Source organism: Acinetobacter sp. WCHA45, assembly GCF_002165255.2.
GTDB lineage: Bacteria > Pseudomonadota > Gammaproteobacteria > Pseudomonadales > Moraxellaceae > Acinetobacter.
Map to the genome: position 1 here is coordinate 1,196,478 of NZ_CP028561.1, position 20,460 is coordinate 1,216,937.

The 20,460-nt window shown below is 38.0% G+C and carries 25 protein-coding genes; 16 read left to right on the plus strand and 9 right to left on the minus strand.

All coding sequences use genetic code 11. The annotated features are described in order from the left end of the window. The first annotated feature begins 5 nt into the window (after positions 1-5). On the plus strand, positions 6-863 hold the full coding sequence (locus CDG55_RS07095; protein ID WP_087536861.1) for a 3'(2'),5'-bisphosphate nucleotidase CysQ family protein: 858 nt from the start codon (positions 6-8) through the stop codon (positions 861-863). A 56-nt stretch (positions 864-919) separates the two neighbouring features. Beyond that, entirely contained in the window at positions 920-1,651 is a 732-nt protein-coding gene (locus CDG55_RS07100; protein ID WP_087536862.1) for a histidine phosphatase family protein, read from the plus strand. Positions 1,652-1,769: 118 nt separating this feature from the next. Here CDG55_RS07100 and rpsT read toward each other — a convergent pair whose 3' ends face one another. Then, positions 1,770-2,036 carry a 30S ribosomal protein S20 gene (rpsT, locus tag CDG55_RS07105; RefSeq protein WP_004639414.1) on the minus strand — a complete coding sequence of 89 codons (267 nt, stop codon included), beginning with the start codon at positions 2,034-2,036 and terminating at the stop codon, positions 1,770-1,772. Between the two features lie 212 nt (positions 2,037-2,248). Between rpsT and CDG55_RS07110 the strand changes: the two genes are divergently transcribed. From CDG55_RS07110 to CDG55_RS07125, 4 genes are all read left to right on the plus strand, one after another. Further along, positions 2,249-2,914 (plus strand): NAD(P)H-binding protein, encoded by a 666-nt coding sequence (locus tag CDG55_RS07110; protein ID WP_087536863.1) that lies wholly within the window; start codon positions 2,249-2,251, stop codon positions 2,912-2,914. A gap of 12 nt (positions 2,915-2,926) precedes the next feature. Continuing rightward, entirely contained in the window at positions 2,927-3,439 is a 513-nt protein-coding gene (rraA, locus tag CDG55_RS07115) for a ribonuclease E activity regulator RraA (protein WP_004962721.1), read from the plus strand. Between the two features lie 12 nt (positions 3,440-3,451). Beyond that, entirely contained in the window at positions 3,452-4,240 is a 789-nt protein-coding gene (locus tag CDG55_RS07120; protein WP_087536864.1) for a glutathione S-transferase N-terminal domain-containing protein, read from the plus strand. Positions 4,241-4,359: 119 nt separating this feature from the next. After that, the gene (locus CDG55_RS07125; protein ID WP_087536865.1) at positions 4,360-4,713 is read left to right on the plus strand and encodes a hypothetical protein; all 354 of its coding nucleotides are present in this window, start codon (positions 4,360-4,362) and stop codon (positions 4,711-4,713) included. Positions 4,714-4,790: 77 nt separating this feature from the next. Here CDG55_RS07125 and CDG55_RS07130 read toward each other — a convergent pair whose 3' ends face one another. Further along, positions 4,791-6,317, minus strand: coding sequence for an acetyl-CoA C-acetyltransferase (locus CDG55_RS07130; protein WP_087536866.1), 1,527 nt, complete (start codon positions 6,315-6,317; stop codon positions 4,791-4,793). Positions 6,318-6,541: 224 nt separating this feature from the next. Here CDG55_RS07130 and CDG55_RS07135 point away from each other — a divergent pair, with 224 nt between their 5' ends. The 3 genes from CDG55_RS07135 (at position 6,542) to CDG55_RS07145 (ending at position 10,191) form a co-directional block, all read left to right on the plus strand. Beyond that, positions 6,542-7,933 (plus strand): 3-oxoacyl-ACP reductase, encoded by a 1,392-nt coding sequence (locus CDG55_RS07135; RefSeq protein ID WP_087536867.1) that lies wholly within the window; start codon positions 6,542-6,544, stop codon positions 7,931-7,933. Between the two features lie 67 nt (positions 7,934-8,000). Continuing rightward, complete coding sequence (locus CDG55_RS07140) at positions 8,001-8,855, plus strand: MaoC family dehydratase (RefSeq protein ID WP_087536868.1); 855 nt, start codon at positions 8,001-8,003, stop codon at positions 8,853-8,855. 82 nt (positions 8,856-8,937) lie between these two features. Beyond that, on the plus strand, positions 8,938-10,191 hold the full coding sequence (locus tag CDG55_RS07145; protein WP_004759923.1) for a serine hydrolase domain-containing protein: 1,254 nt from the start codon (positions 8,938-8,940) through the stop codon (positions 10,189-10,191). Between the two features lie 43 nt (positions 10,192-10,234). Here the strand turns inward: CDG55_RS07145 and CDG55_RS07150 are convergent, their stop codons facing one another. The 6 genes from CDG55_RS07150 to CDG55_RS07175 all read right to left on the minus strand — a co-directional run bounded on the left by CDG55_RS07150 (position 10,235) and on the right by CDG55_RS07175 (position 14,089). Then, a complete protein-coding gene (locus tag CDG55_RS07150; RefSeq protein WP_004769246.1) occupies positions 10,235-11,461 on the minus strand; it encodes a PD-(D/E)XK nuclease family protein in 1,227 nt (408 codons plus the stop codon). Between the two features lie 17 nt (positions 11,462-11,478). Next, the gene (locus CDG55_RS07155) at positions 11,479-11,892 is read right to left on the minus strand and encodes a hypothetical protein (protein ID WP_087536869.1); all 414 of its coding nucleotides are present in this window, start codon (positions 11,890-11,892) and stop codon (positions 11,479-11,481) included. Further along, positions 11,876-12,097, minus strand: coding sequence for a DNA translocase FtsK (locus CDG55_RS07160; protein ID WP_004798885.1), 222 nt, complete (start codon positions 12,095-12,097; stop codon positions 11,876-11,878). The genes CDG55_RS07155 and CDG55_RS07160 overlap by 17 nt, the downstream gene beginning before the upstream one ends. Further along, entirely contained in the window at positions 12,087-12,881 is a 795-nt protein-coding gene (locus tag CDG55_RS07165; RefSeq protein ID WP_087536870.1) for a PP2C family protein-serine/threonine phosphatase, read from the minus strand. Before CDG55_RS07165 ends, CDG55_RS07160 begins: the two co-directional genes overlap by 11 nt. 231 nt (positions 12,882-13,112) lie before the next feature. Continuing rightward, positions 13,113-13,706 (minus strand): Maf family protein, encoded by a 594-nt coding sequence (locus CDG55_RS07170; RefSeq protein ID WP_004680901.1) that lies wholly within the window; start codon positions 13,704-13,706, stop codon positions 13,113-13,115. Then, positions 13,706-14,089 carry a DUF2237 family protein gene (locus CDG55_RS07175; protein WP_004680899.1) on the minus strand — a complete coding sequence of 128 codons (384 nt, stop codon included), beginning with the start codon at positions 14,087-14,089 and terminating at the stop codon, positions 13,706-13,708. The genes CDG55_RS07170 and CDG55_RS07175 overlap by 1 nt, the downstream gene beginning before the upstream one ends. A 139-nt stretch (positions 14,090-14,228) precedes the next feature. On the opposite strand from CDG55_RS07175, the gene CDG55_RS07180 reads away from it, so the two are divergent. Next, positions 14,229-15,416: a phosphoglycerate kinase gene (locus CDG55_RS07180; RefSeq protein WP_087536871.1), complete on the plus strand. Its 1,188-nt coding sequence runs from the start codon at positions 14,229-14,231 to the stop codon at positions 15,414-15,416. A 154-nt stretch (positions 15,417-15,570) separates the two neighbouring features. Continuing rightward, on the plus strand, positions 15,571-15,813 hold the full coding sequence (locus tag CDG55_RS07185) for a hypothetical protein (RefSeq protein ID WP_087536872.1): 243 nt from the start codon (positions 15,571-15,573) through the stop codon (positions 15,811-15,813). Between the two features lie 49 nt (positions 15,814-15,862). Here the strand turns inward: CDG55_RS07185 and CDG55_RS07190 are convergent, their stop codons facing one another. Then, positions 15,863-16,246, minus strand: a complete 384-nt coding sequence (locus CDG55_RS07190; protein WP_087536873.1) for a hypothetical protein — start codon at positions 16,244-16,246, stop codon at positions 15,863-15,865. A 195-nt stretch (positions 16,247-16,441) separates the two neighbouring features. Here CDG55_RS07190 and CDG55_RS07195 point away from each other — a divergent pair, with 195 nt between their 5' ends. The 5 genes from CDG55_RS07195 to gspM are packed head-to-tail and all read left to right on the plus strand — an operon-like array spanning position 16,442 to position 20,310. Next, positions 16,442-17,020 (plus strand): nitroreductase, encoded by a 579-nt coding sequence (locus CDG55_RS07195; protein ID WP_087536874.1) that lies wholly within the window; start codon positions 16,442-16,444, stop codon positions 17,018-17,020. 47 nt (positions 17,021-17,067) lie between these two features. Further along, entirely contained in the window at positions 17,068-18,141 is a 1,074-nt protein-coding gene (locus CDG55_RS07200; protein ID WP_004661512.1) for an NAD(P)H-dependent glycerol-3-phosphate dehydrogenase, read from the plus strand. A gap of 56 nt (positions 18,142-18,197) precedes the next feature. Further along, a complete protein-coding gene (locus tag CDG55_RS07205; RefSeq protein ID WP_087536875.1) occupies positions 18,198-18,653 on the plus strand; it encodes a SixA phosphatase family protein in 456 nt (151 codons plus the stop codon). A 38-nt stretch (positions 18,654-18,691) separates the two neighbouring features. Continuing rightward, positions 18,692-19,831 carry a type II secretion system protein GspL gene (gspL, locus tag CDG55_RS07210; RefSeq protein WP_087536876.1) on the plus strand — a complete coding sequence of 380 codons (1,140 nt, stop codon included), beginning with the start codon at positions 18,692-18,694 and terminating at the stop codon, positions 19,829-19,831. Next, on the plus strand, positions 19,831-20,310 hold the full coding sequence (gene gspM, locus CDG55_RS07215; RefSeq protein WP_087536877.1) for a type II secretion system protein GspM: 480 nt from the start codon (positions 19,831-19,833) through the stop codon (positions 20,308-20,310). Before gspL ends, gspM begins: the two co-directional genes overlap by 1 nt. The last annotated feature ends 150 nt before the right edge of the window (positions 20,311-20,460 follow it).

A 20,460-nucleotide genomic window follows, 5' to 3' on the forward strand; every position in this document is an offset into this window, starting at 1 on the left:
GATCTATGTTTATTAAAACGCTTGCCCCACAAGATCAATTTATTCTGAAACTTGTGCCAATCATGGCGCAGGCAAGTCAAATATTATTGGAAGAATATCAAAATTATTGTGCGGGTGGTGAGTTTAATATTCAGGAAAAAAGTGATGATTCGCCTGTGACTCAGGCAGATTTAAAAGTAAATCGTTTTTTATTAAAGCAGTTAGCGGAATTTACGCCAGAGTTACCAGTGTTGTCAGAGGAGAGTGATTATTCTGCTCGATCTGCTTGGTCACGTTGCTGGATGCTCGATCCTTTAGATGGTACGAAAGAGTTTATTCATGAGCGTGATGAATTTACGATTAATTTAAGCTTGATCGAGGGTAATGAAACGACTTTTGCGATTATTGCCGTACCCTGTGAACAGGTCATGTATATTGGTTATCAGTCACACTTACCTTATAAGTATAGTTTTAGCCGTCAAGAATGGTTTCAATATCAGGTCGAAGAACATGATTTGACAACACCACTTCAAATTGGTTTGAGTCATAACAGTAAAAATCCAAAGTATAAAAATTTTATCGAACCAATTTTGCGAGATCGTGCTGTAGAAAGACGTGAGGCAGGGAGTGCTTATAAATTTTGCATGATGTTAGAAGGTGAAATTGATATTTACCCAAGATTTCATCCAACCTCAGAGTGGGATACCAGTTCAGGACAAGCTTTGCTTGAAAGTATCGGTGGTGGATTGATGACTCTGGGTGGAAAACCATTTCAATATAATCAGCGTGAAACGGTATTGAATGGTGGTTTTATTGCTTTTAGAGATCAATATTGCAAAAAAATTGCTTATGAGGCCTTGGCGCATTCAGGCATTTTAGATTGAGTCTTGTCGTCTGCATGGTATAGTGAGCTAAATTCTCATCTTTTGTAAATTGTGATATGGCTCTGCATTTATTGCCAAAAAGCATGTTTGAAGCAGTTGATCTGCTTCCTGATGCCTCAATTCCTGTAACACTGTTTACTCGCCATTCGTTGCGTGAATTGGTGAATGGGCAGGGTTTGGCTGGTTATGACTTGCAATTAACGGAACAAGGTCGAGATTTGGCTTATGCATGGGGTCAATATCTTATTAAAAATACGGATCGAGCAATTCAACATTGTATCTCTAGTCCGATTCAGCGTTGTGTTGATACGGCTGCATTAATGATTCAAGGTGCAGATGGGATTCATGAGGCAATAAATACGCATACGATCGAAATTGTTGAGCAGCGATTGTTAGTAGAACCCGGAAGCTTTGTATTGGATATTCAGCAAGCAGCCCCTTACTTTCGTAAACAAGGTGCATTAGGGTTTATTAATAGCTTTGTGAATAATGCTTTGCCTGGTATGAAACATCCAATTACAGGCGTTTTTGATGTTCTGGAGCTGTTATATCATACCCATCCAACGCAACATCAGGGTTTAAGCTTGGCTGTTAGCCACGACACCATTATCGCTGCGATCGTTGCAGTGATTTCAGGTCAAACACAAATTGATAAGTCGGATTGGCCTGAGATGATGGAGGGCTTATTTGTGTGGTTTGAAGGTGAGGATTTTAGCAGTAGTAAGCTAAAATGGATCTGGCGTGGTCAAAAGCATGAATTGGTTATTAAAGATTTTCAGAATAAATAAGATTTTTGAAAAGTATGATTTAATTGTGCAATTTAAAATTAAAAAACTACTAACGTTGCATTACTAAGTTGAAGATAATAAAAAAGCCCGAAAATCGGGCTTTTTTACATGCATCAAATTAGTTAGCTAATGCTTTAATTTGAGCGTTTAAGCGGCTCTTGTGACGAGCAGCTTTATTTTTGTGGATGATGCCTTTATCAGCCATACGGTCGATTACAGGTACAGCTGTTTTATAAGCTTCTGAAGCAACAGCATAGTCACCAGCAGCGATCGCATTTACAGTACGTTTGATGTAAGTACGAACCATAGAACGCAAGCTTGCGTTGTGTTTACGTGCTTTAACGTTTTGACGAGCACGTTTTTTAGCTTGAGCAGAGTTTGCCACTCGTGCACTCCTTGAAAATAAGTTGGTCTGGGCGGGCTGAAGTTAAAACCAAAAAATATTGGCAACATTCACCAGCCCGTAAACAAGTGCCATATTTTGAGGAAACTAAGCCCCGAAGTCAAGCCTTGTGATACTTTTAAGTACATTTAACAGGTGATAATCTTGCAAGAAAACGTTACATTAGGCTTAGTTATGAGTCGGAATAAATAAAAATGAGAATAGGTGATAAAAAGGCAATTGTTATTGGTGCTACAGGGCTAGTGGGTGAAGCGCTAGTGGCTGAATTGGAACAGTCAAATGATTTTAGTTCTGTGACTGTTGTAGTAAGGAAAAATTCAGATAAATTAAAATCTTATAGCAAAGTAAATCAGCTTATTCTAGAAGATTTTTTGCTTTTGAATGATGAAGATGTAAGTACTTATACCCATGCATTTAGTTGCTTAGGTAGCACGATTAAACAAGCTGGATCGAAACAAGCATTTTACGCAATTGACTATGAAATTAACGCTCATTTTGCTGATTTAATCCAAGATAAAAATATTCATTTATTGGTGGTCAGTGCTTTAGGAGCGAATGCTAATTCACCAGTTTTCTATAATAAAGTTAAAGGTGAGTTGGAAAACTACTTAAAAAGCTTGTCGATATATAAGCTCTCAATTTTTCAACCTTCACTCTTAATTGGTAAGCGTAGTGAAGTACGGGTTTTAGAAGATATGGCACAAACGCTATTTAAATTGGTTGAAAAAACTTGGACCAAGCCGTTTAAATATAAGCCTGTAACCGCAGAACAATTGGCGCATACTATGGTGATTGCGGCTCAAACACAAACAGCAGCATTTAAACTATATGATAATTTAGCGATTCAGCAGACACAATAAAGGAGAACTTTTGTGACAACAGTATCTTTCGTTACCTGTGACCTATTAGATGATAATCCAGATAAAGAGTTGCAAGTTGTAACACCTTGCATGGATGGTAAATTTTTTAAGAGCTACGGCGCACGTAAAACGTTTGGTGGTCAGATCGTTACCGTTAAATGTTATGAAGATAACTCTCGTGTTAAAGAACTTTTAGCGACCGATGGTACGGGTAAAGTCTTGGTTGTTGATGGTGGTGCATCAATGCGTTGTGCTTTGATGGGGGACTTAATTGCTGATTCGGCTGTAAAAAACCATTGGAATGGGGTGGTAATTTATGGTTGTGTACGTGATGTCGATGCAATTGCGGAATTAGACTTGGGTGTGCATGCATTGGCTGCAATACCGCAAAAAAGTAATCGTAAAGGCATAGGTGAAGTAGACATCACATTGTATTTTGGTGGTGTGACCATTAATTCTGGCGATTATATCTATGCAGATAATAACGGAATTGTGATTGCCAAAGAAAAACTAGTCGACTGCTAAAAGGATAACAGTATGCTTAAAATGGTGAGCCATCAGTTTAAAGTTTTACAATCAGTAGCTGCAACACTTATCGAAGGTGGGCGTGGTGTGTCAGGAACACCATTTCCGAATCAGCCTGAAAAACCAATCAAGCTATATGAATTTGAAGGTTCACCATTTTGCCGACGTGTTCGTGAAGTTATTACGCTTCTGAATTTGGATGTTGAAATCTATCCATGTCCGAAAGGTGGTGAAAAATACCGTCAAATCGTAAAGCAAAAAGGTGGGAAAAAGCAGTTTCCATTTTTAATTGATGAAAATACAGGTGATCAGTTATACGAATCACAAGACATTATTCATCATTTATTTAAGCATTATGGAAAAACGGGACAAACTCCAAAAAAATATAGTCATTATCCTAAATTACCGTATGTTTCGACTTTGGCTACTGTTGCAAATGCAGCTCGTGGTGTTTGGATCAGTAAGAAAATTATTAATCGCCCAGCGCCAACGGAACTTTTAGAGTTATGGAGTTTTGAGGCTAGTCCGTATACGCGTTTAGTACGTGAAGTATTATGTGAATTGGAATTACCTTATGTGTTGCACAACGTACCGAAAGAGCGTTGGCAAGATATGGGTCCTGCGATTTTGCGTTTAAAACCAGGGAAATATATTCCACTACCAAATGGTAAGCGTGAAAAGACTGTTGAAATCATGGGGCGTGATATTCAGGTTCCATATTTGGTTGATCCGAACACGGGTGTGAAAATGTTTGAGTCAGCTAAAATTGTTGAGTATCTAAAGAAACAGTACGGACAATAAATATTGAAAAAGCACCTTCAAGAAGGTGCTTTTTTTATCATTTGGTTGTTTTTGGTTGTTGCACTCATGATTGTTTTGCAGGTTAAATACTTTAGTTAATATTGTGATGTGATCAACTAATGTTCAGTCAGTTATCTAGTTTATTCAAAAGCTCAAAAGAGACACTAGAACAATTGTTTTTGAAAGAGCATGCTTTAGCCTTTGATAAGGAGCATGGTGCTATATTGAAGGGTATAAAACTGAATGAATTGGGTTTTCGTCTGGAGTATTTTTCAAATCGAAAATTAGATCACTTTGATGATTTGGCAAAGTTGTTTGAAATCAGTCCACAGATAAATGAAAAAATTGATTTAGAAATTTATTCGCAACGTTTTGTAGGACGCTTGGGGAATACAGAAGAAAATCTCAAAGAGTTCAAAGAAATGATCAAAATTTTGAATGATTATTATGTGAAATTTCAAAGACCAAGATAAGCCAATATGTCCTTATGAATAGTAGTATAAAAAAAGCTGAATCATTTGATTCAGCTTTTTATTATGCAAGCTAACGATTATTTTTCAATAATTGCTGTTACACCTTGACCGCCAGCAGCACAGATCGAAACTAAGATACGACCTGAACCTTTTTGGTTTAAGATTTTCGCAGCAGTCGCGATGATACGACCACCAGTTGCAGCGAATGGGTGACCCGCAGCTAAAGAAGAACCTTTAACGTTTAATTTGCTACGATCAATTGAACCTAAAGGTGCATCTAAGCCTAAGCGCTCTTTACAGAACTTCTCATCTTCCCAAGCTTTCAAAGTAGAAAGTACTTGTGATGCAAACGCTTCGTGGATTTCGTAGTAGTCGAAATCTTGAAGTTTAAGACCAGCACGCTCAAGCATACGTGGAACTGCATAAGCAGGAGCCATCAATAAGCCTTCTTTTTTACCCACGAAATCAACCGCAGCAGTTTCAGTGAACGTCAAGTAAGCAAGAACTTCGTGACCATTTGCTTTAGCCCACTCTTCAGAAGCTAAAAGTACGCATGAAGCACCGTCAGTAAGTGGAGTAGAGTTACCCGCTGTCATTGTTGCAGCTTCGCCTTTACCAAATACTGGTTTTAATTTTGCTAATTTCTCAGCAGTTGAGTCAGCACGTAAGTTGTTGTCACGGCTTAAACCTAAGAACGGTGTGATTAAGTCATCGAAGAAACCTTCTTCGTATGCTTTTGCCATTTTTTGATGAGAAGAAGCTGCTAAAGCATCTTGATCTTCACGGCTAATGCCCCACTCAAGAGCAGTAATTGCCTGATGGTCACCCATTGAAAGACCTGTACGTGGCTCACCATTTTTCGGTGCATCCATCAAATCTTTAACATTGATTTTTTTCAATGCTTTAAGGCGATCTTTACCTGTTTTAGCGATGTTCAGCTCAAGCAAAGCTTTACGTAAACCGTCACCCAATGCAATCGGTGCATCAGATGTGGTATCAACACCACCTGCAATACCCACTTCGATTTGACCCAAAGCAATTTTGTTTGCAACAAGGAAAGCTGCCTGTAAGCCAGTACCACATGCCTGTTGAATGTCATAAGCTGGAGTTTCTGGTGCAAGCTGAGTATTTAAAACACACTCACGAGTCATGTTGAAGTCACGGCTGTGTTTTAATACCGCACCTGCAACCACTTCACCTAAACGTTGGCCTTGTAGGTTAAAACGCTCAACTAAGCCGTTTAATGCTGCGGTGAACATATCCATGTTTGAGGCAGTGAAATATGCGCCGTTTGAACGAGCGAATGGAATACGGTTACCGCCAATAATGGCAACACGGCGAACAGTGTTTTGGCTCATGGTTTTATCCTGTTGAACAGAAGGTTTGGTTGTTTTAGCTGTTGCTGCTTTTGTAGATGTAGAAGAAGCAGTGCTTTTTGTACTACGACTGGTAGAACGAGGACGAGTCGTTTTAGTTGTCGTACTTGCTGCTTTAGGAGTTGCGTCAGCACTTTTACTTGGAGTAGAAGTTGCTTTTGATGTATTTGACACAGTCTCTTGAGCAGAATTCTCGACTGCTGGATTTTCTTGAGTTGTTTTGCTCATAAGGCTTTTCCAAGCATAATTGCGATATTCTTACTATAACCATAGCATATTTCCAGTACTGCTGTATTGACTAGAATGACGCTTTAGACCACATTCAGGTCAAGACATCCAGACATGAAGTCAAGTATGATTTATTGTGAGTCAATCAAACATTGGTTTCATGTTATTTTGCTGACATGGTTTAGATGTTTGTAAAAAATTCATTTGTATGAGAGATAATAATCATGACCGATCAATACCAAGCATTTACACAATCACCTTTGGGTAAATTTGTTGTAAAAAATTTAGGTTTACCATCACCAGTTAGCTTAGATCGTTTTGAAAGTGCCCAACCTGTTGTAAATGGTGCCGTATTGCTTGGCGCAGCACCTTCAAGCACAATTTCTGCTGCGATTGCTCAAGTTCTTAGCAATATCCATGCAGATAGCTACGTAGGCAATAATGTTGAATTACAACAAACTGCTGCAAAAGTAGGTTTAAACCTTCGCCCTTTAAATGCAGATGATAAAGAATCTAAGTTTAAAGCGGTCGTATTTGATGCTTCAGGTATTCAAGATTCTGAACAGTTAAAAGCGTTGTATAACTTCTTTAATCCAATCGCACGTCAAATCTCAAGTTCTGGTCGTGTAATTGTAATTGGTACAACACCTGAAACAGCTAAAACCGTAAAACAAGCGATTGCTCAACGTGCGCTTGAAGGTTTTGTGAAGTCTGTTGGTAAAGAATTCAAAAAGGGTATCACTGCTCAAGTGGTTTATGTAGATCAAGGTGCTGAAGCAAACTTAGAGTCTACTTTACGTTTCTTAATTTCACCACGTTCTGCTTATGTATCTGGTCAAGTGATCCGTATTTCTAAAGCAGAAACAGTGAAATTAGATTGGGCTAAGCCACTTGCGGGTAAAACCGCACTCGTAACAGGTGCAAGCCGTGGTATCGGTGAAGCAATTGCACAAGTATTGGCACGTGATGGCGCACATGTGATTTGCTTAGATGTTCCTCAACAACAAGCTGATCTTGAGCGTGTTGCGGGTTCAATTGGCGGTTCAGTATTGGCAATCGATATTACTGCTGCTGACGCTGGCGAGAAAATCAAAACTGCTGCGGCTAAACAAGGCGGTTTGGATGTCATCGTTCACAATGCAGGTATTACTCGTGACAAAACTTTGGCAAACATGAAGCCAGAGCTTTGGGATCTAGTCATCAACATTAACTTGTCTGCAATTGAACGTGTTAATGATTACTTACTTTCTAATGATGGTTTAAATGCAAATGGTCGTATCGTTTGTGTATCATCGATCAGTGGTATCGCGGGTAACTTGGGTCAAACCAACTATGCAGTGTCTAAAGCAGGCGTAATTGGTTTGGTTAAATTTACTGCACCAACATTGAAGAATGGTATTACGATCAACGCGGTTGCACCAGGCTTCATTGAAACTCAAATGACTGCTGCGATTCCATTTGCGATTCGTGAAGCTGGTCGCCGTATGAACTCAATGAACCAGGGTGGTTTACCTGTAGATGTTGCTGAAGCAATTGCTTGGTATGCTTCTACTGGTTCAACAGGTGTGACAGGCAACGTTGTTCGCGTATGCGGTCAAAGCTTGTTGGGCGCTTAAGCGTTAAAAGTTTTGAAGAGGGGGTGCTTGTGCATCCCTTTTTTATAAAAATATAGAAAGGTTCATTATGAATACACGCCATTTTAGTCAATTACCAAAGCCTTACTTAGCTTATCCAAAAGTTATTCAAGGTTTAATTTTTAAAAAGCCAAAAGGCGAAAAAGTATTACCACAAGTGGAATATGTGGTAGATACGCTTAACATTGATTCAAAACATTTAGAAAGCTATAACGAAATTTGTGGTTTTAAAAATGATGGTTTTGTACCAGCAATTTATCTAGCAGTACTGTCGCAAAGTCTGCAAATGCACATGATGACAAGTGAAGCATTTCCATTTGCGATTTTAGGATTGGTGCATATTCGTAACCAAATCAAGCAAACACGTAAAATCGCTGTAAATGAACAAATTACGTTGTCATGTAAATTTGGCGAACTTCAGCCACATGATAAAGGCTTACAATTCGATTTCATTACAACTGCCAAAGTGGGCGGTGAAGTGGTGATGGAAAGTTTGACGACTTATTTATCACGTCAAAAAACTGAGAAAAAAGCTTCTGAAAAATCGAAAGAATCTAAAGAGCCTGCATATCAGCCAAAAGCTGAATGGAATATTTCTGAGAATACTGGTCGCCGCTATGCATTGATTTCAGGTGATTTTAACTTGATTCATATTCATGCAGTCACAGCTAAAGCATTTGGTTTTAAACAAGCGATTGCTCATGGCATGTGGAGTAAGGCAAAAGCTTTGGCGAGTATTGAGTTAGCCGCTGCTTATGAAGCAGATGTTTGGTTTAAATTGCCGATGTATTTACCATCAACTGTTGAGTTTTTAACAGCTGCCGAATCAAAACAAACTGACTTCTTGATTCGTAACGTTAAATCTAAAAAGCCACATGTTGCGGGAACAGTGAAAGCACTTTAATACTGAATAGTATTGTTGAGTCAGCCCTTTTGTTCGCAAGAGGGTTGTTCTAAAAAATATAAATGTCATAAGGACATGTGCATTGATTAAAGAGATTTTATTTGCCGATACGCATAACTATCATGGCAAGGTTGATCATCGTTTTATTGACCTAGCGACCCAATTCAGTCGTTTGCAAGATGCGAGAAGCCATCAAGGTGGCGCTGCATTGGTGGTATATTTCCAAGGTCAGAAAGTTGTTGATATTTTTACTGGTAAAAAATCTCAAGAACAAGATTGGCAATCTGATACTTTGGCAATGTGTTATTCGACAGGCAAAGGAATTTTAGCAACGCTTGCACATATTTTAGTAAGTGAAGGCTTACTGGATTATGATCAGCCTATTGCATATTATTGGCCTGAGTTTTCCCAAAATGGTAAAGCCAATATTACATTACGTCATGTTTTATCGCATCAAAGTGGTTTATTTGATATCCGCAATGTGATTGATACAGCAACAGAAATGTTGGATTGGTCGCATATGTTAGAGCTAATGGCGGCTGCTACACCACGTTTTGCAGCAGGACAAAGTTTGGCTTATCAACCGCTGACTTATGGTTGGCTCGTAGGTGGGGTCATTGAAAAAGCGGCGAAACAGCCTTTAAGTTGGTTAATGCAACGTTATTTGGTGCAACCACTTGGGTTGGATGGCGCATATTTTGGCGTGCCTGCTTCTGAGCTGGATCGGGTTGCTCGTTTGCTGGAAAAACCTAAAAAATCATCTGCACCAAAGCCACAAGTTAAAAAAACTGATCAACCACGTAAAGTATCATTATCAGAAAAATTACTAGAACTTTCTGGGCAAAGTCCTCAAGATTTTCAGGATGCCATGATTCCAAAAGGCATGCGTAATTTTAGCTTTTATAGCGATGCTGGTTTACAAGCCGTCATTCCAGCGGCAAATGGTGTCTTTACCGCAGATAGTCTGGCTAAAGTTTATGCCATGCTTGCTAATCAAGGGCAGTGGAATGGTCAACAATTGATTCGTCCAGAAGTATTTAAGCAACTGAGTACAGTACAAAGCAAAGCACGTGATCGGGTGATGCCAATTCCAATGCATTGGCGTTTGGGTTATCACCGTATTTTAACGATGGGTAAGCGTTCACCACATGGCTTTGGCCATATGGGTTTTAATGGTTCAGGTGCATGGTGTGATCCTGACCGTGAACTCAGTTTCGCTTATACGCATAATTTTAGTACCACTTCTGCAACAGGCGATTATCGTTTATGGGGCTTGAGTCAGGAAACCTTGCGTTGTGCTGATGAAATATTGACGGGTAGAAAAGGCTGGTTTTAACAAAATTCCCCCATTCAATAAAACGGTGAATGGGGGAAATTTTTTAACTAAGATTGAATTCATCTAATAAATTTTTCTGATTCAGTGCTTGGTAAATAAGTTCTGCATATTGCGTGATACGTTGACATAATTCGCCTGATTCAATCATTGACCAAACATGGGTATGTGTCTGCCAATCCCATATATCTTTTTGATCAATATATGTCGCCCACCATTCACTTTGTTTAACTTTTTCATGAGGGAAGAGTTCTGATATGGTTGAATGAATTTGATGGAATAGTTCAGGGGCAGCTAGATTTTCCTCTCGTTTAGCAATTCCTATAAAAAATCCCCGATAGTTATAATGATTAAATTCTATTCTAAAACATAGCTTATGTTTTTGTGTGTAAAAAATATTTAATCCAGTCCAGTGATCACGAGAAATATGGTCAGTAATATACCAGCCTTTCTGGTGGACAGCACTCTGTAGTTGTTGTTCAAGTTTATGAATCAAAGAGTCTTGTAATTGATCTTTGACTCCTAATAACTCAAATGTAGCTTGAATATGCTGAGGATCTTGCAAGATTATGTTTAAAATATGATTTTGTTCTGAAATATCATTCATTGATAAAAATTCCTTTTCAATATAATGTTTAAACTCTTTTATAAAATAAATCACTTTGTCATTTTGACATTCAGTTAAAGCTTGTTTTAGCCAGCTAATTAAGTCAGGGAAAGTAATATGGCTGAAATTTTTCTGGTCTAACCATGATTTTAAGATTTCAGGTTTGACACTATGTTCTGCTGGTTCATTACCATACCCAGATAAATAGACAAGATGCCAATTTTGAGGAAAAAGAAAGCTCATTTCATTAGCATAATCTTGTAATTGTTGATCACCATCCGCAGCAAATGGTTTATTTTCAATACAGATACCATAGCTTTGCTGAGCGATTTTAATATGGATATAAATATCCATTCTTCGACCATTTCTGATCGTCTTCTCTGTTTGTACAGTGATGTCTGCATGATCTAAATTAATATTTCTCCAATCATCAGGTAAATCCAATTGATGAAGAAATAGGGATAGAAATAGATGCCCCTGTGCATGATCACCACTTGGGTTTAATAAATCAGCAATGATTCTACTTAGCATCATTTCATCTGTATAAATATAATTAAATATTGAAAAATTTGGGGCAAGCTGTTTTTTATATTTTTGTCGTGCTAGTTCAAGCGCTTTTAATTCATAGGAAACTTGATTAAGTAGTTTAGATATATTGAGATTCATTTAATTTCCTTTACTTATTAATCATCATTTAAGTTCTGGGCATGATTTTCTAAAGCCTCACTCAATGGGCAGTAATACCAAGTAACGCCTTCTATTTTCATACTGCCATCAGAATTTTCTAGGTGGTTATATAACAGTTGATATTTTGGGTTAGCTTCATCAAAGGGTACATCAAGGTAAATCTCACCCAGATAAGGCATTGACATAATTCCACTTCGAGATGACCAGCCAAAACAATCGGAAAAATCAATTTCATGTTTTTCTAACCATTCAATCAATTGTTGACGAGCAATACAGGTTTCATAGTGAAATTTAAGTGAAAGATCTTCATTGTGGAAAATGTCGTTATAGTTCTTATGAAAAAGCAAATATAAAACATCACGTTGTTTCTCAAGCGCAATTTGATCTATATTTTTAAGTATTCTTGGCATCAGAAACTCCTTGCTTGTAAACTAAATGACCATAATGAGGTGTAAAATCTACTGCACAAATTTTATTTTCAATCAAACACTCGAGTAACTTATTCGCCTGTTGATAACCGATTAAAAATTTTCTTTGTAAGCTTGAAACAGAAATGTGTTCGACTTCTTGAACAAATAAAATTGCCTGTTGTAATAAATCCTCATTATTTTGCATATTGATTTTCCTGTGTGAGACGAATCAAAATCATACTGACATTATCAAAAGCATGGTTTTGATGGAGGGCAGTTTTCATATTTAATAACCATGTTTTTAATGGGGTTTCAGGCATTAAAGGCTTCCAGTGATTGCATTCCAACACATCATGCACACCATCGCTACAAATCAAGAGAGCATCTCCCACAACCAAATATTCCTCTTTGGGAGAAAATTCGGGAACTTCATGTAAAGAATCTGCACAAAAACAATGATTCAGCATGTAATAGAAACTGGCATATTGTTCATTTGCTTTAATTTCTGCTTCACCATTTTGCTGCATTTCTGTAATGAAATTATGGTCTTGGGTCAGGGCATACCAGTATTGATTATGGCTGCTAAATAAGTAGACTCGACTATCACCTAAATGCTGAATATTGACAAATCCAAATGGGCTAGAGGGTGTAACGACTGCCAAAGTGGCACTAGAAGCATAAGTCTTTGAGTTGCCTGCTAAATACTGGCTTAAATCATCTTGAACTTGTTTTAAATGAATCCGTTGCTGAGTTTGGGTTTGTTGTAAAACACTGTTTAAAACGCATTTTGATGCCTGTTCCGCTTTCGGACTACTGCTGACACCATCTGAAACAGCAGCACACCAATCATCATCTTTTTGATAAAGATAGCATTTGCTGATCAATCCATCATGCTGAATTACTTTATTTCCAATCAAGATTGCATCTTGTTGAATGGGTGGTTTTGCTCGCCATGTTAAAGCCTGCATTTCATAATAGAGATCAGTCACGGTGAGTCCTGATGAGGAGAAAGTGAGTAAGTTATAGCAATCGAAATATGAAGTGGTCAATCATATTTTTAGTTTTAAGTGTTTAATTTATAAAATAAATATTTTGTTACGATAGTATAATCAAATAAGAGAAAATTGCACCGTGAACGGACTCTTAAAAGCGTAAAGTTGGTTTTTTCTTTAGAAGTATAAAAATATTAAATTTGGCAACCAAAGAGCTAATAATAGAGATCAAGGAACATTTATCCCAAACTGGCGTAAAATTTTACAAAGCTGAATCATCGGCAAACCCATCAACGTAGTTTGATCATCACCCACCATTTTCTCAAATAAGCTAATCCCTAAGCTTTCACACTTAAAACTACCTGCGCAATGTAAAGGTTGATCAATCTCGATATAACGCTCAATTTCAGCAAGCGTCAGTTGGCGAAATTTCACTTGATAATGCTCAACCAGAGTTCTTTCAAACCCTGATCGTAAATGCTGAACACTGAGAGCGGTGCTAAAAAACACGATTTTCCCTGAGTTTTCTTGTAACTGCTGAATCGCATTTTCAACACTCAAAGGTTTACCAATAAAGTCATACGGCGCGTGTTCACGCCAAGCGACTTGATCAGAACCAATGATAATCGCATTTGGATTCAGTTCAGCAATAACTCGTGCTTTCTGAAAAGCAAGACGCTTGGCTAAATCATCGGCATGTAATTCGCCCATTGCAGATTCATCAATATCAGGTGAAATACAGCGATAGTTCAATCGTAAACGATCCATCAAGTCTTTACGGGTTTGGCTGCTCGATGCCAAAATCAATTCAAACTGATTCATTAGACTGCATATTCAACGAGAATATTCAGTGGCACATAATGCAAAACAGCATTATGGCAAGCATTCAATTTAATTGGTGGGGCATGACCTGCTTCGTAGGCTTCAACCCAACGTGTGACGCAAATACACCAAAAATCACCTGGTTTTAATCCAGGGAAACCTACTTCAGGTAAAGGCGTAATTAAATCATTGCCAACTTTTTGTGAGAAATTTAAGAAATCTGAAGTCATTTGCGCGCACATGGTGTGCTGACCTAAGTCCGTGACCGCCGTATGGCAAAAACCATTACGAAAATAGCCCGTGATCGGGTCAAAGCAACAACTAGATAAAGGTTCACCAAGAACATTTAGACGATTAATTTTTGGATCAGGATGAATAGACATAAGAATACAAAGATTTAATAACGATGATTATGATAATCAAAAGTGAAATTTTAGACAGCTTTTCTGCAAAAAAACTCACCTTTATTTTTAAGAATCATTTAAAATTACGCCGTTTTTAAAATCAATTAGAGAGCCATCCATGAATTTTCAGCGCATGACTGACCTTGATTTAGCAGGTAAACGTGTTCTTATTCGTGAAGACTTAAACGTTCCTGTAAAAAATGGGGAAATTACCAGCGATGCACGTTTACGTGCTGCATTACCAACAATCAAAGCTGCGTTAGATAAAGGCGCTGCGGTAATGGTATTTTCTCATCTTGGTCGTCCTGTAGAGGGTGAGCCAAAGCCAGAACAATCACTTGCACCAGTTGCAGCTTATTTAAGCACTGCTTTAGGTCAGGATGTTAAATTATTTACTGATTATTTAGATGGCGTTGAGGTTGAAGCGGGTCAAGTGGTATTACTTGAAAATGTACGTTTCAATCATGGCGAAAAGAAAAATAACGAAGAGCTTGCACAAAAATATGCAGCACTTTGTGATGTATTTGTTATGGATGCATTTGGTACTGCTCATCGTGCAGAAGCGTCAACAGAAGGTGTAGCACGTTTTGCAAAAGTTGCTGCTGCTGGTCCGTTATTAGCTGCTGAATTAGATGCGCTCGGTCGAGCAATGCAAACACCTGAAAAACCAATGGTAGCAATTGTTGCGGGTTCTAAAGTTTCAACTAAATTAGATGTATTGAACTCACTTTCTACAATCTGCGATCAATTAATCGTAGGTGGTGGTATTGCGAATACTTTCCTTGCAGCAGCGGGCTTCAATGTAGGTAAATCACTTTATGAAGCTGATTTGGTAGAAACTGCAAAACAAATCGCTGCTAAAGTAAGCGTTCCATTACCAACAGATGTCGTTGTGGCTGATGCAAGTCAAATTGATTTTGGTGACTTCCTAGGTTCTTTAGCAAACGCACAAGCAATTGTTAAAAAAGTAGAAGATGTTGCTGATACTGACATGATTTTAGATGTTGGTCCTGAAACAGCGAAAGCATTTGCTGAGATCTTAAAAACATCTAAAACAATCCTTTGGAATGGTCCAGTAGGTGTGTTTGAGGTAGATCAGTTTGGTGAAGGTACTAAAGCGCTTTCATTAGCAATTGCTGAATCTGCAGGTTTTTCAATTGCGGGCGGTGGTGACACACTTGCTGCGATTGATAAATACGAAGTTGCAGATCAAATCGGTTATATCTCGACAGGTGGTGGTGCTTTCTTGGAGTTTGTGGAAGGTAAAACTTTACCAGCTGTTGCCGTTTTACTTGAGCGTGCATAGTCGTTACTAATCTTTTGATTAATATACAAAGATAGAAAAGAAGAGCCGATGTAAATCGGCTCTTTTACCTTTATATTACAAATCAGTCATAAAACTGTCACATATTTGAAATATGCTTGTCATCAACTTAACCAAGTAACTGTGGAAAGCCGTGATGAAATTTAAATTAACTCTTGCCGCTTTAATTATTGCTCCAATCATGTTAACTGCATGTGCAAAAAAAGAAGAAGCGAACAACACTGAACAGCAAGAACAAGCAGCTTCAACTGTATCTACACAGACTACTCCAGAACAACAAGCTGCGATTGATGCAATCGACAAACCGAATTTAGATGAGAAAAATACTGATGTTGTAGAAAGTGCAGCATCAGAAGTTGCAGTGAGCGAAGTTCAATAAGCTCCTCGCTAATAAAGAAAGCCGATGTGATAACATCGGCTTTCTTTATTTAAGTATTTGCTTTGCAGTAGAAGGTCAATGTTGTTTGATAATCATCATCTTTGGCTAAAGAGGCATTCTTACCTGTTAACGTACCAATTACGCCAGCAGCAGCTTCAACTAATCTTCCAGTTTCTTCATCCACAACATCTTTTAAAACGCCTTGATATGCAGTTTTCTCATCAACCACGACTGGTGATGTATTTCGGGTGCAAGTTTTTTGCGCGGCACTAATGGCATTATTTTTAGCGATCAAATTGGTTTTACCAATTCCTGTCACTTCATATTGATTATTTTCTTTTTGTATTGCCAAAGTGTTGGTTGGGGTAGATGCACAAGCTGTTAAACCGATTGCCAAGCCGCCAATTAAACTCATTACTAATGCTTTATTCATTGCTTATTCTCAGGTCGTTAGATAATTGTATTATTTGAACATATAATTTTTGAACGCTTTTGCAGGTTATGTACAGTTTGTAGTGAGGCTCTGTTAAATTTCTCAAATTGATGATTAAGCAAGGATTAAACGTGGTAGAAATCAGTTGGATTATGCTAATCTAAACAAATCCTTGTGTTAGTTAGATTCATGTCAATGACGGACTCAAATATAGAGACAATTCATCAAAATATTCATCAACGTCAATCTATTGGGCAATTAATTGAGCCAGCACCGAATACAAAACAACTCGAAAAAGCGGTACAAGCAGCATTAACTGCACCCGATCATCATCGTTTAAAACCAACACGTTTTGTGGTTGTAACACCTGAGCAACGAGCGGCTTTTGGTGAGTTTTTAGCAAATGCTTTAGCTGATATGGGCGAAAATGACCCTGCACAATTAGAAAGAGTGAAGCATCATCCATTTCGCGCGCCACTTTTGGTTTTAGCACTTACGACAATTCAGGATCATCCGAAAGTCCCGAATTTTGAACAAATTTTAAGTACGGGTGCAGCCATTCAGAACTTTTTATTGTCTTTGCAAGCACAAGGTTTTGCGAGTATGTGGCGTTCTGGTGCAGTTGTAGAATCTAATTGGCTTAAACAACAGTTGGGCTTAAAAGAGCAAGATTTGATTTCTGGTATTATTTATATTGGAACAGCTGCTAAAACGATTGCACCTCGTGCAGAAATAGAGAGTCAAGATTTTTTAAAAATATGGCAACAAGTTTAATCTTATTGATGAATGATTAAAGAAAGAAATTGGTTTCAGGAAAAAAAATGACAGAGTTAAAATTTAGTGATTTAGTTGAGCCTGTGGCAGTAGATCAAAAAACAGCATTAAGAATTACTGTATTAGGTGGTGGAAGTTTTGGTACAGCAATGGCAAATTTAGCTGTACGCAATGGTTGCGATACCATGATTTGGATTCGAGATGCGGCTGTAGCAGAAGAAATTAATCAAACACATATCAATAAACGTTATTTACCTGATTATCCATTAGAGCCAGCTTTGCGTGCTGTTGCTGATTTAGAATTAGCAGTAAGAGATCGAGATATTATTTTGGTCGCAATTCCTAGTCACTCATTTCGCGATGTTTTAAAACAAATTGCGCCGTTTATTACAGCCCAAGCAGTAGTTTCATTAACCAAAGGCATTGAAGCAAAAACCTTTAGTTTTATGAGTGAGATTATTCGCGCAGAATTACCAGAAGTTCCTTACGGCGTTTTATCAGGTCCTAATCTAGCAAAAGAAATTATGGCAGGCATGCCATCAGGAACAGTGATTGCAAGTGAATCGGAATTGGTTCGCTATGCGGTACAACATGCTTTGCATAGCGCATTGTTCCGTGTGTTTGGTAGTGATGATGTACACGGTGTGGAACTTGGTGGTGCATTAAAAAATATTTATGCAGTTGCCATGGGAATGGGCGCAGCTTATAACATTGGTGAAAATACCAAGAGTATGATTTTGACCCGTGCTTTGGCTGAGATGAGCCGTTTTGCAGTCAAGCAGGGTGCGAATCCTTTGACTTTCTTAGGGCTTTCTGGTGTAGGTGATTTATTCGCAACTTGTAATAGTCCATTAAGTCGCAACTATCAAATTGGTTTTGCACTCGGTTCGGGTAAAACACTTGATCAAGCAACTAAAGAATTAGGTCAAACAGCCGAAGGGATTAATACCATTGTCCAAGTACGTGCTAAAGCACAAGAACTGGATGTTTATATGCCGATTACCAATGCCTTATATGAAGTTATTTTTGAAAATGCGCCACCAATGACGATCGCTTTATCATTGATGAAAAATGGTCATCGTAGTGATGTAGAATTTGTTTTACCACATCATGAAGTTTAATCAGAAAACTGTCATCAATCATTGTTAATATTAGGTATAAATAATAAGGTCGTTATATGCAGTTAACTTTAGTACGTCACGGTGAAGCATCTCCAGCAATCAATGGTAATGATACTCAACGCCCATTAACAGTGCGTGGACATCAACAAGCTGAGCAAACAGGACATTTTTTAAAAGATGTCATTCAGCCTGAAATTTTTATTGTTAGTCCGCTATTACGTGCCCAAGAAACTTTGGCACACATCAAGGCTCATTTTTACGGCATTCCTGTTTTAATTTGCGATAAAATTAAACCTGATGATGATGCTAAAGATGCAATTGAATGGTTATCTAAATTACCCTATGAATCTATTGCTGTGGTCTGTCATATGAATGTTGTGGCACATATTGCAGAGCAATTGACCCATGAGAATTTTAATCCGTTTGCATTAGCAGAAGCACGTATTTATGATCAAGCTGTGATTGCTAATGGTTTATCAACACAAAAGAATCGTTTTATACCAACACTATAATTTATATATCCGCGATAGGATAAGGGTACTGAACACCGATGCTGTATATATGGATGCCCGAAACCAATGGAACATGGTATTGGTCGGCAGGGGAAAATTGGTTACAGGCAAATAGTCTTGAGCAGTTGATTCAGGACTTACAAGTGCATAATGGAAAAGAGGCAGTGGTCTATTTTCCAAGCCGTAATGCGCAAATCTTGCAACAGCCTATGACAAAAATGCACTACAAGCAGTTAGGGCAAGAAGGGCTTAGATACTTATTAGAAGAATATGTCACTTTGCCAATCGATCAAATGAAGGTGGTTCATCATTTTCAAAATGATCAGCTTAGTGTGATGGGCGTGGCTCATTCCACAGTTGAGACATGGCAACATGCGCTTAGTCTTTTGCCAATTCAAATTGCAGCGTTCTTACCTGATTTTTTAATTTTGCCAACGCCAGAAGAAAACCAAGTGTTGATTGCAAACCTGTATGATCACTTATTGGTAAGAGAATCGGAATGGTCTGGTAATTCAGTGGATGACTTGGGATTATTCCTTGAGTTTCAAACACCTGAAACGAATTATAAGCTGGCAAATCTTAGTTCAACTGAATTAGCAACAGTTATGGCTGCTTCAACCCAAGATCAATACACTGAATTTAGTTACCAATTTCAGCCCTTGGCAAAGGCAAAACAGCATCCATTTAATGTTTTGCCAAAATCCAAGAATGCAGAAGTTCAGTGGTCAGGTTATTGGAAAGCTTCAGCATTGCTTTTGGTTGCCGTCATTTTTGTTCAATTGGGTTATGACGCTTTACGTTGGTCTAAACTAAAAAAAGTGGCTGATCAGACATCGGCTCAGGCGATAGATCAATATAAATTGTGGTTTGGTGAAAATAGTCGCGTTACTGAGCAAAACATTAAAAGTCAGTTCGAAAGTCAATTACGAATGAGTCAGCTGGGTGATACACAAGCACTTTCGTTGTTGAGTCGAGTAGGACCGATTTTAATGCAGAAACAGATCATTGCTCAGCAAGTCAATTATGATGCTTCGACTTTAGCAATGTCATTAAAAGCTAAATCTGCAGATGACTTACAAGGATTAACTCAACAATTAAACCAACAAGGTTTCCAAGCTGAATTGGGTAATGTTCAATCAGATTCGATTGGTGCGATTGGGGTGGTAAAAATAAAATAATGAAAGCATTAACAAGTCTACAAAATAGTTTCGATCAAAAAATTGAAACCTTAAATCAATATTTACAGAGCTTATCTGTACGTGAACGCGTGATGGTAATTTTCACAACAGTTTTTTTAGTTGTTGCGATTATTGGTTTTGCATTATGGAAAATGCATGCTTTGGCCGAGCAACAGCAAAAACGTTTAAATGAATTAAAAGATTTAATGGTTTGGATGCAAAGTAATGCAGCAACAATGAAACCTGCAAATGATCTGGAGCTATCAGCAGCAGATAAAATTCAACGTACGGCACAACAACAAGGCTTATCAGTTTCTTCACAGCAGAATGGTGAGCAAATTCAAATTGTCGCTGAACATCAAAATTATGCTGTTCTTGCAAACTTCTTAATGCAACTTTCTCAAATGGGGTTAAGTATCCAGAAAATGGACTTGGTCTCAAATAACAATCAAATCAAGTTAACTGCGACCGTGCAATAACTATAAAGGAGCTTGAAGCTCCTTTATAATTATAGACTCATCATGATGAGTATGATTAACTCTGAATGACTCTAACTCTAAAATAATTTTTTAAGATCAGAAAAATACAAACGAACAATGACTTTTTTGGGGTAGCTATGTTTGATGACG

Bases quoted from the DNA above. Each gene is read 5' to 3' on its own strand.
- CDG55_RS07095 (WP_087536861.1), top strand. From the start codon at position 6: ATGTTTATTAAAACGCTTGCCCCACAAGATCAATTTATTCTGAAACTT.
- CDG55_RS07100 (WP_087536862.1), top strand. From the start codon at position 920: ATGGCTCTGCATTTATTGCCAAAAAGCATGTTTGAAGCAGTTGATCTG.
- CDG55_RS07110 (WP_087536863.1), top strand. From the start codon at position 2,249: ATGAGAATAGGTGATAAAAAGGCAATTGTTATTGGTGCTACAGGGCTA.
- CDG55_RS07120 (WP_087536864.1), top strand. From the start codon at position 3,452: ATGCTTAAAATGGTGAGCCATCAGTTTAAAGTTTTACAATCAGTAGCT.
- CDG55_RS07125 (WP_087536865.1), top strand. From the start codon at position 4,360: ATGTTCAGTCAGTTATCTAGTTTATTCAAAAGCTCAAAAGAGACACTA.
- CDG55_RS07130 (WP_087536866.1), bottom strand. From the start codon at position 6,317: ATGAGCAAAACAACTCAAGAAAATCCAGCAGTCGAGAATTCTGCTCAA.
- CDG55_RS07135 (WP_087536867.1), top strand. From the start codon at position 6,542: ATGACCGATCAATACCAAGCATTTACACAATCACCTTTGGGTAAATTT.
- CDG55_RS07140 (WP_087536868.1), top strand. From the start codon at position 8,001: ATGAATACACGCCATTTTAGTCAATTACCAAAGCCTTACTTAGCTTAT.
- CDG55_RS07150 (WP_004769246.1), bottom strand. From the start codon at position 11,461: ATGAATCTCAATATATCTAAACTACTTAATCAAGTTTCCTATGAATTA.
- CDG55_RS07155 (WP_087536869.1), bottom strand. From the start codon at position 11,892: ATGCCAAGAATACTTAAAAATATAGATCAAATTGCGCTTGAGAAACAA.
- CDG55_RS07160 (WP_004798885.1), bottom strand. From the start codon at position 12,097: ATGCAAAATAATGAGGATTTATTACAACAGGCAATTTTATTTGTTCAA.
- CDG55_RS07170 (WP_004680901.1), bottom strand. From the start codon at position 13,706: ATGAATCAGTTTGAATTGATTTTGGCATCGAGCAGCCAAACCCGTAAA.
- CDG55_RS07175 (WP_004680899.1), bottom strand. From the start codon at position 14,089: ATGTCTATTCATCCTGATCCAAAAATTAATCGTCTAAATGTTCTTGGT.
- CDG55_RS07180 (WP_087536871.1), top strand. From the start codon at position 14,229: ATGAATTTTCAGCGCATGACTGACCTTGATTTAGCAGGTAAACGTGTT.
- CDG55_RS07185 (WP_087536872.1), top strand. From the start codon at position 15,571: ATGAAATTTAAATTAACTCTTGCCGCTTTAATTATTGCTCCAATCATG.
- CDG55_RS07190 (WP_087536873.1), bottom strand. From the start codon at position 16,246: ATGAATAAAGCATTAGTAATGAGTTTAATTGGCGGCTTGGCAATCGGT.
- CDG55_RS07195 (WP_087536874.1), top strand. From the start codon at position 16,442: ATGACGGACTCAAATATAGAGACAATTCATCAAAATATTCATCAACGT.
- CDG55_RS07200 (WP_004661512.1), top strand. From the start codon at position 17,068: ATGACAGAGTTAAAATTTAGTGATTTAGTTGAGCCTGTGGCAGTAGAT.
- CDG55_RS07205 (WP_087536875.1), top strand. From the start codon at position 18,198: ATGCAGTTAACTTTAGTACGTCACGGTGAAGCATCTCCAGCAATCAAT.
- gspL (WP_087536876.1), top strand. From the start codon at position 18,692: ATGCTGTATATATGGATGCCCGAAACCAATGGAACATGGTATTGGTCG.
- gspM (WP_087536877.1), top strand. From the start codon at position 19,831: ATGAAAGCATTAACAAGTCTACAAAATAGTTTCGATCAAAAAATTGAA.